Source organism: Kitasatospora cheerisanensis KCTC 2395, from assembly GCF_000696185.1.
GTDB classification, from domain to species: domain Bacteria; phylum Actinomycetota; class Actinomycetes; order Streptomycetales; family Streptomycetaceae; genus Kitasatospora; species Kitasatospora cheerisanensis.
In genome coordinates this window covers 571,817-584,258 of sequence record NZ_KK853997.1, presented here as the reverse complement: position 1 = coordinate 584,258, position 12,442 = coordinate 571,817, and the positions used below count along the sequence as shown (strand labels likewise).

Below are 12,442 nucleotides of genomic sequence, written 5' to 3'. Positions count from 1 at the left end.
CCCGCGCCCGCTCCGGCGAGGCCGGCCCGTACTTCGCCTGGACCGACGAACGCTGCGCCGACTGGCCCGCCCGCGACCACGACCGCTACGACGGACCGTGGAACACCCCAACCTCCCGCCCCCTGCTGGTCGTTGCCAACACCGGCGACCCCGCCATGCCGTACGAGGGCTCCCGCGCGACGGCCCGCGCGCTCGGCCGCGCCGAACTGCTGACGGTCGACGGCTACGGCCACACGGTGCTGGCCAACCCCAGCGCGTGCGCCTCGCGGTACGAGGCCCGCTACCTGATCGACGGCGTGCTCCCCCCGCCCGGAACGGTCTGCGCCCCGGACCGGCTCCCGTTCGGCGGCTGAGTACTGAGGGGGTGTCAGCTCCGCCTGCCCGATATTTTTGCTGGGTCGCTGCCGTCGACCGCCCCGATGCGTCGCATACAGTCAGTTGCTGACTACGGTGCGTGTCGTCGGTGGCGCACCCATCCCTCCCCGGAAGGCAGTACGCATGGCCCGTACCTCTGCACGTCCCCTGCGCCGAGCGGCCATGGCCGCGGCGCTCCTCGGCTCGGTCCTGTCGGTCACGGTCACCGCGAGCCCGGCGAACGCCGAACGCGGCCGGGCGGCACAGAAGCTGAACTGGGTGGCGATGGGGGACTCCTACAGCGCGGACGTCATGGTCCCGCCGTGGGACGCCCCCGCCGACAGCGACGGCTGCGGCCGCTCCGGCTTCAACTGGGAGTCGATGCTGGCCCGGGACCTCAACGAGGCGCACCCCGACTGGGTGAAGCTGACCGACGTCACCTGCGGCGCGGCCACGATCGCCCAAGGCGTACTCGGACCCCAGCCGGCCGACCGGCTCGGCGGCCCGCCCGTCAACGGCCGGGACCACGGCGGCTGGGTCACCAAGGCGCCGCAGATCGAGGCGGTCAACGCCGACACCGACGTCGTCACCGTCGGCATCGGCGGCAACGACTTCGGCTTCGGGGACATCCTGTTCAACTGCCTGGCCATCGGCGCCGAGCAGACCCTGCCCGTCAAGTACTGCAAGGACTACTACGAGTCCGAGGAAGGCCAGCACTGGCTCAACGAGCACTGGCAGATCGTCGAGGACGGCCTGCACACCCTGCTGGCGGACATCCACTCCAGGGCTCCCCGGGCGAAGGTGTTCCTGCTCGGCTACCCCGCCATCGTCCCGTCCGCCTTCGGCTGCACCTACGGCAACTTCCACCAGCTCGGCACCGTCCGGCTGACCAACGACGCCCCGTACCTCGACGGCCTGGAGCGCCAGTTGAACCAGCGGATCGCCGACGCGGCCGACGAGAACCAGGCGTCCTACGTCGACACCTACGCCTCCAGCGACGGACACGGCGTGTGCGCCCGCGGCGCCAACCGCTGGATGTACGGCATCTTCTCCGACCTCGTCCTGCCCCCCGGCGTCGAGAAGCCCGCCGACCCGGCCGAATACCAGTGCCCGGCCCGCGACCAGGTCCCCGCCCTCCTCCCCAAGGGCGAGGCCTGCACCTTCGTCCACCCCAACTACTACGGCGCCCTCAACCAGCGCAACGAAGCCGAAGCCGCCTTCGAGGCCGCCGGCCTGACGCCCTGACACCCTGCCTCCCGAGATCCGCAGGCCACCGCCACGTGTCCTGCGGATCTCCCATGTCCCGACGGTCGCCGACCGGCCGCCGCGACTCGGGCGGATCAGCGCTCGGCGATCGGGTTCACCGAGAACGCGGAGCGGATCGACTTCACCCCGGAGGACGGGAAGGTCCGGATCTCCTGCACCTACGCGCCGGCCGAGGCGGTGTGCGAGCGCGCCGACCTCGCGGACGCCTGGCGGGTCTTCCGGCAGGCCGTGGTGAGCGGGCTCGGTGCCGAGCACCCGCGACTCGCGGCCAACCCGGTACTCAAGGAACTCTGATTCGCCGGGCGGTGACTCAGTACCAGAACGCCTTGAGGACGGCCTTGCCCGAGTCGGCGGCCGCCCGGTAGAAGGCGACGAGATCTTCGTGGTGGCCCAGGAAGATCTCCCGGACGAACGCCGGCTCGCCTCCCCAGTGCGCGGAGATCGCGGCGCCGGACGCCTCCCAGCGCGAGTCGAAGGTGGTGACGCTCAAGAAGGCGGCGGCGTCGGCTACTTGCTCGGCCGACAGGAGCACGAACGGGGGGCCGTCCTCGCGCGGGACCGAGGTGCCGCCGAAGATCGGCAGGCCGCTCGGGTTCCCGGGGTCCGCCGGGCCGTCCGGGGCGCCGGTGTAGAGCTGGTTGATCTGGGCGAAGTCCTTCTCGATCGAGTCGGCGATTCCCGCGTCGTACTCCGCCGCGTGGTTGTCCCAGGACTCCCGCATGAAGGGCTCGATCCACGCACTGTCCGGGCGGACCTCCGCCGAAGGGACAGCTCGGAGATGCAGGTGGAAGCTCACTGGGTCCGCCTTCGATGGAGGTGTTCGGGACGATGCGCGGCAACCTATCGACCGGGCCTGACAATTCGGGCCGAGGGTCCGGCCCGTCCGCGTCCTGTTCGGCATGGCCCCGCTCGCCCCGGACTACGTCGACGGACTGGTCGACCGACTGCTGTTGACCCACGGAGTGGATCAAGGCCAGGGTCCACGGCAACATCGCGTGTCGGTCACCGGCTGGGTGAGGCATGGAGGTGTCGGGACATGCCCTCGGAGGCATTCCTTGTCAGTCGAGTTGAACCACACGATCGTCCACGCCCGGAACAACCGGGAGTCCGCTGAGTTCTTCGCGGACCTGCTCAACCTCGAAATCACCGCCGAGTGGGGCCCGTTCATCGCCGTCGGCCTGGGCAACGGCGTCACACTGGACTTCGCCACCGTCCCTGCGGACAGCATCACCCCCCGGCACTACGCCTTCCTGGTCTCCGAAGAGGAGTTCGACGAGGCGTACGCGAAGATCGAGCAGCGCGGCGTGGAGCACTACGCCGACCCCCGGCGGCAGCAACCCGGCACGATCAACCGCAACGACGGTGGTCGCGGCGTGTACTTCATGGATCCGGCGGGCCACGCCATGGAACTCATCACCGTGCCGTACGGCGGCTGGCCCGCGTAGCCGCGCGCATCGAGGGCCACGTCTCCCGAAGCCGTGATTGACGCCCTTCGTGCTACGGCGGACCTCCGCTCGCGCGGGGGGCCGCCGCTACGCCCTCGCCCACCTGAACGGCTTTCAGGTCGCTGTCTCCAGCGTCGACACCGCCGACGCCGACCACCTCGCCCTCCGCCATTGCCCGGCCACGGCGAACAGGGCGATCGTGGCGGCTGCGGTGGCGCCGACGCACCGGAGGCGGTCGTGGCCCGTCCTCGCAACAACCGCCTCGGCGTTGTCGCTTCAGTGCTTCGCCTACCTGCCCGCGCTGTAACCGGTTATATTGGTTACATGGATCCTGCTCCGACCAGAGGGCTGACGCTGTACTCCCGCTCCGGCGTCGCCTACCGGTTCGACCCCGGCGCGCTGTGCCTGGAACTGCTGACCACAGGCGGCCCCGGCCCCTACCGCCGGTACGAGGCCTTGCGCGAGCCCGCAGACCTGGCTGCCTGGGCCGAACGGTCGCGGCTCACGCCGACTCCTGTGCTGGAGATCTCCGAAGCCGAGGTGGAGGACGCCAGGGGACTGCGCGACGCACTGTTTCGGGTGGTCATCGCCCATACGCGCGGTGAGCCGAGCTCGCCCGGCGATCTGGAGACCATCAACCACGCAGCTGCGCGCCCCGACCTGGTCCCCGCCATCGCGCCGACCCTGGAACGGCAATGGGCCGGAACCCCTACCGGCACTCACCTGCTGACCGCCGTCGCACGGGACGCCGTCGAGTTGCTGACCGGTCCCTTCGCACACCGCATCCGTTCCTGCGCCGCCGAGGACTGCCACCTCCTCTACGTCGACACCTCACGCCCCGGCCGGCGCCGCTGGTGCTCCATGGAGCACTGCGGCAACCTCCACAAGGTGAGGGCGCTGCGCGCCCGCCACTCCGAAGAAGGATGACCCCGATGCCCACCGGACTCACCAAAGACGCAGGCTGGCAGATCGGCGTGTCCCGCACACTGCCCCACCCCCTGCCCGTCGTCTGGGACTTCATCACCAGCGCCGAAGGGATCGCCCTCTGGCTCGGCCCCGGCGCGGTCCTCGCCCCGGACCGCGGCGCCCCGTACCGGACGGCCGCGGGGTGACTGGCGAGGTGCGCGGCTACCGCCCGCAGGACCGCATTCGCGTCACCCGTGGCACCACCACGGTCCAGGTCACCGTGGCCCCCGCCGCCGACGGGGCGCGGACGATGCTCCGCTTCCACCAGGAACACCTGGCGAGCGCCGAAGAGCGCGAGCAGCAACGGACGCACTGGCAGGCCGTCCTGGACCGGGCCGCCGCCGTCCTCGACCGGCAATGACGGCAGCGCGCTCAATCAGGCCGTGGAGTCGACCGTCATGTTCCGGAACTCCGTGGACCACGAGGTCAAGGACGTGGCACCGGGATCCGCGCCCAGTCCACGCGGTCCACGACCTCGCCGTGGTGGACCGCGCCACGACCGCTACGGCGCCGTCGACGACCGCCACCGCCACCGCGAGCGCGGCCGACCGCGAAGACCACCGTGCAGGCCGCCCACTCGCGCGTCGAGCCCGCCGAGGCCGGCGCCCGGCGGCCGGGCATTTGAGGGTCCGTCAGGCCGGAGGCTGGCGGCGGTACGGGCAGGTGGGGCGTGGGCAGTGGCAGGTCGGCCAGCTGACGAGAGTGCGGGCGGCGACCTGGTCGCTCGTCCGTCGGTCGTAGTCGTCCAGTGGGGAGCGGTCGACTTCCAAGGCTGCTGTTCGAGACTGCTGGCGCAGGCGGTCAACTGGGTCGTGCATGTGCTGCCCTCCCCGACTCGTCGATGAGCGTCCGGGGAGCGATGGTGCGCCGGGTGACGGCCTGTCATCCAGGGGGTAGCCAGTGGGGGTAGCCGGCGGCGGGGCCGCCCGGAGGGGGTAACGTCGCCGGCGTGGCGAGGACGTTGCGGGTCGCGGTGGCGCAGAGCACGGTTCCGCAGGACCCCACTGACGGGAATTCAGTGCGCGTGGCCGGTCGGGAGATTCGGGCCCTGATGGGCGAGGCGGCCGCAGTCGGTGCGCGGTTGGTGCAGTTCACCGAGGGGGCGCTCACCTATCCGGGCAAGCAGGTGATGACGGCCGGGCCGGGAGGCCACCGGGTCCCGGCGGACTGGGGTCGCGTTGCCTGGGGGGTGCTGCGCGAGGAGGCGGAGGCGATCGCCGAGCGGGCGGGTGAACTCGGGATGTGGACGGTGTTCGGGTCGATCCATCCGCTCACCGGGCCGAACCGGCCGCACAACAGCCTGTACGTGGTCTCGGACCGCGGAAGCCTGGTCGCCCGGTACGACAAGCGGTTCCTGTCGCACACCGAGCTCTCCTTCCTGTATTCCCCCGGCCGCGATCCGCTGATGGTCGAGGTGGACGGACTGCGGATCGGCTTCGCGCTGTGCATCGAGGCCAGGTTCCCGGAGCTGTTCGCCGAGTACGAGCGCCTCGACGTGGACTGCGTGCTGCTCTCGGTGATGGCCGACGACGCTTCGATGGCGCACCTGGCCCAGTCGTACGCGATGCTCTACAACTACTGGGTGGGCTACGGCGTTCCGGCCCAGTTCAGCGCGACGTCCCCGGCCGGGATCGTGGCTCCGGGGGCCGGTGGCTGGCGCGCGCTCCCGGTCACGGCCGACCCGCCCTGGCGGTCGCGGACATCGACCTGGACGCGCAGGACCCGGACGTCGAAGCGGCCCTGCGGTACGCGCGCCCGTGGCGCCGCACGGCCCGCGCCGGGCTCTACGAGGGGCGGCAGCCGACGGGCGACCCCCGCAGCGAGACCCGCACGGCGTTCTGAACCCACGGCCAGGACAAGGCCTAACGCTCGAAGGAGCCGCCGGACGGAACCTGGTCGCCGGCCGGGCGGAGCCACAGGTAGGTGTCACGTTCGGCCGTGATCAGGGACGCGTGGCCGGCCGCACCGGTCCGGGGGCCGCACTCCAAGCGGTGTTCGGTGCCCGCCGCCACGGTGACGACAGCCTCCGGGCTCGCACACCAGTCGATCTTGAGTCGAACCGTGTGCGGCCCGGGTGCGAGCTCCACGGACACGGACGCGCCGCGACGGATGGTGGCGACGGGGGAGTCGTCGACCAGGAGGGTGTAGGCCCGGAACTTGTCCCGCACGGGTGTGGGGTCACGGGTGACCCGCAGGGTGCCGGCCCCGGAGGCCCGATCGTTCACGTCGCCGCTCCCGGCTGCCCGGGATGCGGTCGTTGACCCGGCGACGGGCCGGCCCCGCAGTGGGGTGCGATCGGCGGCGGCCCCTCCGGCGTCCTGACGTGCCGACGGGTTTCGACGACGGTTCGACAAGGTGCCCGGCTCGTCCCGCAGATGCGGCGGGACGAGGAAGCGCGGCCGGTTGAACCAGACGATCGCGAGCGCCGTCCAGGTGGTGACGGTGACGCCGACGATGAGGACCAGCAGCACGACCGCGAGGGCCGTGGACCGCAGCGGTGGGCTCCCCGGCCCGATCACACCCGCGGCATCGAGGAATCCGCCCACCCCGATGACGGCGCCGAGGAAGCAGCAGGCCACCCCGAACACCAACTGGGAACGCTCTGTCTCCGCCCGCGTGCTGCGCATGGCAGGTGGCCCCACCCGACGTGCCGGGGACGCCCGGCCGCGCCAGCTCCGGATCCCGCGCCGGACGAGCAGCGTTCCGAGCCACAGGAGGAACAGGGCGAGAAGCGAGGTGAGGACGGTCATCCTTGGGCCTACCGGTCGTCTCCGACTGCGCGACGGGAACGCCGATCGGAACGCTCCCGCCGCTCCCCCCACCATGCGGGGCAGGCAGAAGATAGCACCGGCGGGCCGTGTCCGGGTCCGCTCCTCCGGATCCTGTCGCTACGCCGCCTCCACCTCCGCGAGGAGCAGGCGGAGCGTCAAGGACTGCTTCTCGGCCGGGAGTTGCTCCAGAGCGGTGCGCGCGTGGGCGACTCCGCCGGTGCGGTCGCCGGACTGGGCGAGCATCAGGCCGTGGTGCAGGTCGAGGTGGGTGGCGAAGCGGGGGAGGGTGGGCGGAAGGAGTGCGCGGGCCTGGTCCTGGGCGTGTTCGGCGCGCTTCTCCTCGCCGAGCCGGGCCAGCAGCAGGGAGGAGAAGACGTTCATGCGCCACTCCGGGACGGCGTAGTCCGACTGCTCGCCGGCGGGCGAGGCCACGCGTTCGAAGGTGCGCCAGCCGTCGTCGTTGAGCATCAGGGCGGCGCGCCGGTCGCCTCGGATCGCGGCCGCGTGCGCCTTGCCCATCAGCGCGTTGAGGCGTCCCAGCGACGGGCGCGAGTCGATGGCCAGCGCCTGGTCGGCGAACCGCTCCGCGACCGCGAGCGAGGCGCCCTCGTAGCCGAGGGCGATTGCGGCGCGGCCCCGGACCCACACCCGTGCGGCGGGGTCCTCCGACCGGTCGGCGGCCGCGGCCGCCATCCCGTACCAGTGCGTGGTGCGCGCGGCATCGGTCCCCGGGAACGTCTTGGCGAACAGCACCGCCAGCCGCGCCGCGACCTCCCACATCCGGGGGCCCTCGATCTGCTGTTGCAGGACCACCATGTCGGCGGCGAGGCGGCGCTGAATCTCCTGGGCGCCGGCGGACATGTAGTCGCGCCCGTAGACGTGCAGTCGCTGCTGCCAGTCCTCCACGGACGGGCCGCCCTTGAGGGCGGCGCCGAACCCGTGGGCGAGCAGGTCGGCGGTGGCGGCCGGGGCGATGGCGGTCGCGGCCACGTTGGTCAGAAATGCGCGTCGGTTCACGTCCGCACTTTCGAGAGCCTCCAGGGGAACCTGCAAGGCAGTAGCCAGATGACGCAGCCAGTGCGGGCCCGGTCTTCTGCCCCCGTTCTCCCAGCGGCTGACGAGTGCCCGAGTGACGGTGTCCCGGCCGTTCAACTGGTTGAGTTTCTTGGCGAGTTGGTCCTGCGACAGGCCTAGACCTTCGCGCAGTTCCTTGATCAAGGCCCCGACGAGCGTTGTCATGTCGGAAGCGTACGCCGGGAGCGGGGGCGCGCCGCCGCGCCGCCGGGTGCGCAGCACCTTTCGCCCGCTCGGCGATTCCCGATGCGCGGGCTCGCACCACTGTCGATCGAACGGTGAGCGAGAAGTGTCAGTTTGCTTGTGCGGCAAGGGAATTCGGCTGACTGCGGCGCGGTGCTGCGACAGGATGGCCGCCGGTCGTCCCGATGAGCGAAAGGTGGTCCGCATGCCGAGTCCCGAGCCGGCCGAGGAGCTCACTGCCGAGCTGGTGGTGGACGGTGTCGCCGCGGTGGCACCGGCGGTTTCACCGGACGGGCGGCTGGTGGTGTACGGGGTGGTGGGCAACGAGGGGACCAGCGGGGCGATCTGGGTGGCGGACGTCGGCGGGAGCGGCGACCGGCGCAGGGTGGCCGATGGGGTGGGGCGCGGGGCGGTGCCGAAATGGGGGCCGGATTCGGGGGCCGTGTTCTTCGTCTCCGGGCCCTTCGTCCCCGGGTCCTCCGTCTCCGGGGGTGAGGAGCAGCGGCTTCTGCGGGTCCGGGTGGACGGCGGGGAGGTCGGCGAGGAGGTCGGCGAGCCCGAGGTGGTGGGCGAGTGGCGGGGCGGCGTCTCCGACCACGTCCCGCTGCTGGACGGCCGGACCGTCGCCCTGCTGGCCGCGGACGAGCGCGAGGACGGGGTCAAGGTGTGGGGCCGGCACCTTCCTCCGGACCGGCTGCGGCTCGTGGACCTGGAGAGCGGCGAGGTCCGGACGGTGGACGGGCTCGGCGATCGGCACGTGGTCGCGGTGGCGCAGCGTCCGGACGGTGGGCCGCTGGCGGTGCTGAGTTGGGCCACCCGGGAGCTCGATCCGGGAGTGCTGACGGCGGAGTTGCACGTGGTCGATGCGGTGACGACGGCCGTCCGGGAGCTGGGGCCGGTCGGCGTCGAGGCGCAGGCGCCGGTCTGGTGGAGCCGGGACGGGGTGTGGCACCTGGCGCACCTGGAGGTGACGCCCGGTCACCTCGTGGGTGGGCTCGCCGTGGTCGACTCCGCCGTGCCGGAGACCGGGCCGGCCGGTGAGCCTCGCAATCTCACTGCCGGGATGTCGGTCTGCCCGGCCGAGTTGGAGCAGGTCGCGGACGGGCCGCCGCTCGCGCTGTTCGCCGAGGGGCTGGACACCGCGCTGTACCGGCTCGATGCGGAGTCGCTGCGGTTCCGGCGCCTGACGGGCGGGCCCGGCCTGCTCGCCGGGCTCACCGCGAGCCGCTCGGGGGAGACCGTCGCCCTGCTGGCGAGCACGGCGTACGAACCGAAGAACGTCCACGCCGGGCCCGCCGGTGGGCAGTTGGTGCGCCTCAGTGACACCAGGCCCGAACTGCGGCGGATTCGCTGGGGAGTTCAGCAGCGCCTCGGCTACCGGGCGTCCGACGGGCTGGCGTTGGACGGCCTGCTGATCCGGCCGGCCGGGCGGACCGGGGAGGACGGGCCCGCTCCGCTGGTCACCCTGGTCCACGGCGGACCTTACGACCGGTACGCCGACGCGTTCGCGCTCAACGCGGTCGACTGCGGGCAGTGGCTGGCGAGTGCCGGGTACGCGGTCTTCCTGCCCAATCCCAGGGGTAGTTCGGGGCGCGGCCACGCCTTCGCCGCGACGGTCGCGGGCCGGGTCGGCGGGGAGGAGTGGACCGACGTCCTGGACGGCATCGACCTGCTGGTGGCCGAGGGCGTCGCCGATCCCGAGCGGCTGGGGATCGCCGGATGGAGCCACGGCGGCTTCCTCGCGGCCTGGGCGGTCGCCCGTTCGGACCGGTTCAAGGCCGCGGTGACGGGCGCGGGCATCAGCGACTGGGGTGCCCAGGCCGGGACGGGCGACTGGGGCATCCTCGACGCGGCGCTGGGCGGCAGCACCGGCTGGGACGGACCGGGGCCGCACGTCCACGACCGCAACAGCCCCCTCGCGTACGCCTCCGCGATCCGCACCCCGGTGCTGATCCTGCACGGCGAGGAGGACACCAACGTCCCGCTCGGGCAGGCGGTCCACTTCCACCGCGCGCTGCGCCACTTCGGCGTCGAGCACGAGTTCGTCGTCTACCCGCGCGAGGGCCACGGCCTGGAGGAACGCGCCCACCAGCTCGACGCCCTCCGGCGGACCCGCGACTGGTTCGACCGCTGCCTGTAGGATGCCGGCCCGCCCGCGCCGGGAAGTGTCGACCGCCGGCTCAAGGACGCTTGTCCACGTCGGGCGAGCAGCACTCAAGTGGCCTCCCGTGCAGGGGATTCGGGGTGCGCGAGGGCCCGGCCGCGGTCCCAGGCAGCACGGAAAGCGCTCTCGCCGAGGGCCTCGGTGCAGGCGTCCAGGAGGGCGCGGAGTTCTGGGTCGCCCGCGTCGTGGCCGCCGCGGAGGCGGTGGGCCGCGCCCAGGGCGGCCGCGCCGCGGTCGGGGGCGTCAAGGGCGAGGCAGTGTTCGGCGTAGCCCTCCAGGACGTCGGCCCGGACCGGGCGGTCGCCGCTCTCGGCGGCCAAGTGCAGGGCGCGTACGTGGAGTTGGGCGACGGCCTCGGGCGGTTCGCCGAGGCGGTGGCGGATGCGGGCCAGCGAGGTGTGGACGAGGGCGAGCAGGTGCAGGCGGGACGGGGTGGCGGGGAGCGGCTCCAGGCGGCGCAGGGTCTCCAGCTGGGCGGCCAGTGCGACGGACAACTCGCCGGTGCGGCGGGCGAGTTCGGCGAGGGCATAGCGGGCGGCGGCCTGCAGCTGCTGGTCCCCGGCGCGTTCGGCGGCAGCCAGGGCGCGGGTCAGGTCGGCCCGGGCGGCGGCCGGTTCGCCGCAGCGGGCCCGCAGCCGGCCGGAGAGCAGGAGCGGGAGCGGGGTCTCGGCGGAGCCGCCCAGCTCGACCTCCCGTTCGCCCGCCTCGGCCAGCGCCGCGAGCGCCTCCTCGGCCGCGCCGGTGACGGACAGCAGTGCGGCCAGCGTGACCAGCGCCATCGCCAGGCCCCAACTGTCGCCCAGGGAACGGAAACCGGCGACGGCGGCGCGCAGTGAGGTCTCGGCGGGTCCGATCCGGCCCGCGCCCAACTCGACCCGACCGAGCACCAGACGGGCGGCGGCGCCGACCCAGCGGTCGGGGTGCCCGAGGAACGGCTCCGCCGCGCCCGGCGTGCCGGTCAGCAGCGCGGCGGCCAGCGCGACCGGATGCTCGGCCCGCCGTGCCGTGGCCAGGGCCGCGCCCATCACCTCCGGAGGAATCGGGACAGCATTGGACTCCCGTAGCGGGGCGGTGAGTTGGGCCAGGATGACGCAGCGGGCGTGCACCTGTTCCACGCCGGGCGGCGGGGTGTGACCGTGGGCGGCGAGGACGGCGGCGGTCCACTCGCCGGCCTCCCGGCCCCGGCCGCGGATCAGCCAGGGCCAGGCCCGGGCGGCCGCCAGCCGGAGGGCGTGCTCGGCCGGCCCGGCGGTGGTAGCCCGGCGCAGGGCCGCGTCCAGGTTGCCCTGCTCGGCGTCGAGCCGGGCCAGGAGCGCAATCTGACGGTCCGTCCGCAGCAAGGGCTCGGCGTGCTCGGCGAGTTCGACGTAGCGGCGCAGGTGGGCGGCGGCCGTGCGGTGCTCCTCGCCGGCCTCGGCGAGCCGCTCGGCGGCGTACGTACGGACGGTCTCCAGCAGCCGGTAGCGGACCGGGCCGGACTCCCGGCCGGCGGTGCCGAGCAGGGACTTGTCGAGCAGGGACTTGTCGAGCAGGGAGGAGAGCAGGTCCTCGACCGCGGTCGGGTCGGGCGCGGGGCCGTCGGGCCAGTCCTCGGCGCAGACCAGGTGCGCGTCGGGGAGGGTGGCGCCGCCGGCGAACACGGAGAGGCGGCGCAGCAGCACGCGTTCGTCCTCGGCGAGCAGGTCCCAGCTCCAGTCGATCACGGCGCGCAGGGTGCGGTGCCGGTCGAGGGCGGTGCGGGTGCCGCGGTCGAGCAGCCCGAGCCGGTCGTGCAGCCGGTCCGCGACCTGACGGACGGTCAGGGCGCGCAGCCGGGCCGCGGCCAGTTCGAGGGCCAGCGGCAGGCCGTCGAGCTCGCGGCAGATCCGGACCACCGCGTCGACGGAGTCGTGGTCCACGGCGAAGCCGGGGCGGGCCGCGGCGGCGCGCTCCGCGAAGAGCGCGACGGCGGGGTGCGCGAGCGCCCGCTGCGGAGTGTCGCCGGGTGCGGGAACGGCGAGCGGCGCGACCGGCCAGAGCGTCTCGCCGGTGACGCCGAGCGGCTCGCGGCTGGTGGCGAGCACGGTGAGCCGGGGTGCGGCGGCCAGCAGGCGCTGGGTGAGGCGGGCCGCGTCCTCGACCAGGTGCTCGCAGTTGTCCAGGACCAGCAGGACGTCCCGGCCCGCCACGGCCCGGGCGATCCGCTCGACGGGCCCGGCCGGGTGTCCCGGGCCGGTGGG

The 12,442-nt window shown here is 73.3% G+C and carries 10 protein-coding genes and 1 pseudogene; 7 read left to right on the top strand and 4 right to left on the bottom strand.

Features of this window, described 5'->3' with window-relative positions; genetic code table 11:
• Both KCH_RS42150 and KCH_RS02570 read left to right on the top strand, forming a co-directional pair.
• Nucleotides 1–353 (top strand): alpha/beta hydrolase (locus tag KCH_RS42150; protein WP_035858557.1); only part of this gene is annotated, 353 nt, incomplete at its 5' end.
• A 184-nt stretch (nucleotides 354–537) separates the two neighbouring features.
• Entirely contained in the window at nucleotides 538–1,599 is a 1,062-nt protein-coding gene (locus KCH_RS02570) for an SGNH/GDSL hydrolase family protein (RefSeq protein ID WP_051652657.1), read from the top strand.
• Between the two features lie 331 nt (nucleotides 1,600–1,930).
• Here the strand turns inward: KCH_RS02570 and KCH_RS02565 are convergent, their stop codons facing one another.
• Nucleotides 1,931–2,521, bottom strand: a complete 591-nt coding sequence (locus KCH_RS02565) for a DUF1877 family protein (RefSeq protein ID WP_084223137.1) — start codon at nucleotides 2,519–2,521, stop codon at nucleotides 1,931–1,933.
• Between the two features lie 154 nt (nucleotides 2,522–2,675).
• On the opposite strand from KCH_RS02565, the gene KCH_RS02560 reads away from it, so the two are divergent.
• The 4 genes and pseudogenes from KCH_RS02560 (at nucleotide 2,676) to KCH_RS02540 (ending at nucleotide 5,973) form a co-directional block, all read left to right on the top strand.
• The gene (locus tag KCH_RS02560) at nucleotides 2,676–3,065 is read left to right on the top strand and encodes a VOC family protein (RefSeq protein WP_035858554.1); all 390 of its coding nucleotides are present in this window, start codon (nucleotides 2,676–2,678) and stop codon (nucleotides 3,063–3,065) included.
• Between the two features lie 324 nt (nucleotides 3,066–3,389).
• Entirely contained in the window at nucleotides 3,390–3,992 is a 603-nt protein-coding gene (locus KCH_RS02550; RefSeq protein WP_035858550.1) for a CGNR zinc finger domain-containing protein, read from the top strand.
• Between the two features lie 5 nt (nucleotides 3,993–3,997).
• Nucleotides 3,998–4,392, top strand: a pseudogene (locus tag KCH_RS02545) (SRPBCC family protein).
• 723 nt (nucleotides 4,393–5,115) lie between these two features.
• Nucleotides 5,116–5,973: a carbon-nitrogen hydrolase family protein gene (locus KCH_RS02540; RefSeq protein ID WP_244305105.1), complete on the top strand. Its 858-nt coding sequence runs from the start codon at nucleotides 5,116–5,118 to the stop codon at nucleotides 5,971–5,973.
• Here the strand turns inward: KCH_RS02540 and KCH_RS02535 are convergent.
• Entirely contained in the window at nucleotides 5,894–6,658 is a 765-nt protein-coding gene (locus KCH_RS02535) for a hypothetical protein (RefSeq protein WP_157031852.1), read from the bottom strand. The two genes, KCH_RS02540 and KCH_RS02535, sit on opposite strands and share 80 nt — an antisense overlap.
• A 261-nt stretch (nucleotides 6,659–6,919) precedes the next feature.
• Nucleotides 6,920–8,041, bottom strand: a complete 1,122-nt coding sequence (locus KCH_RS02530) for a helix-turn-helix domain-containing protein (RefSeq protein ID WP_035870542.1) — start codon at nucleotides 8,039–8,041, stop codon at nucleotides 6,920–6,922.
• 223 nt (nucleotides 8,042–8,264) lie between these two features.
• Between KCH_RS02530 and KCH_RS02525 the strand changes: the two genes are divergently transcribed.
• Nucleotides 8,265–10,199, top strand: coding sequence for a S9 family peptidase (locus KCH_RS02525; protein WP_035858547.1), 1,935 nt, complete (start codon nucleotides 8,265–8,267; stop codon nucleotides 10,197–10,199).
• Between the two features lie 74 nt (nucleotides 10,200–10,273).
• Here the strand turns inward: KCH_RS02525 and KCH_RS02520 are convergent.
• Nucleotides 10,274–12,442 (bottom strand): ATP-binding protein (locus KCH_RS02520; RefSeq protein WP_051652654.1); only part of this gene is annotated, 2,169 nt, incomplete at its 5' end.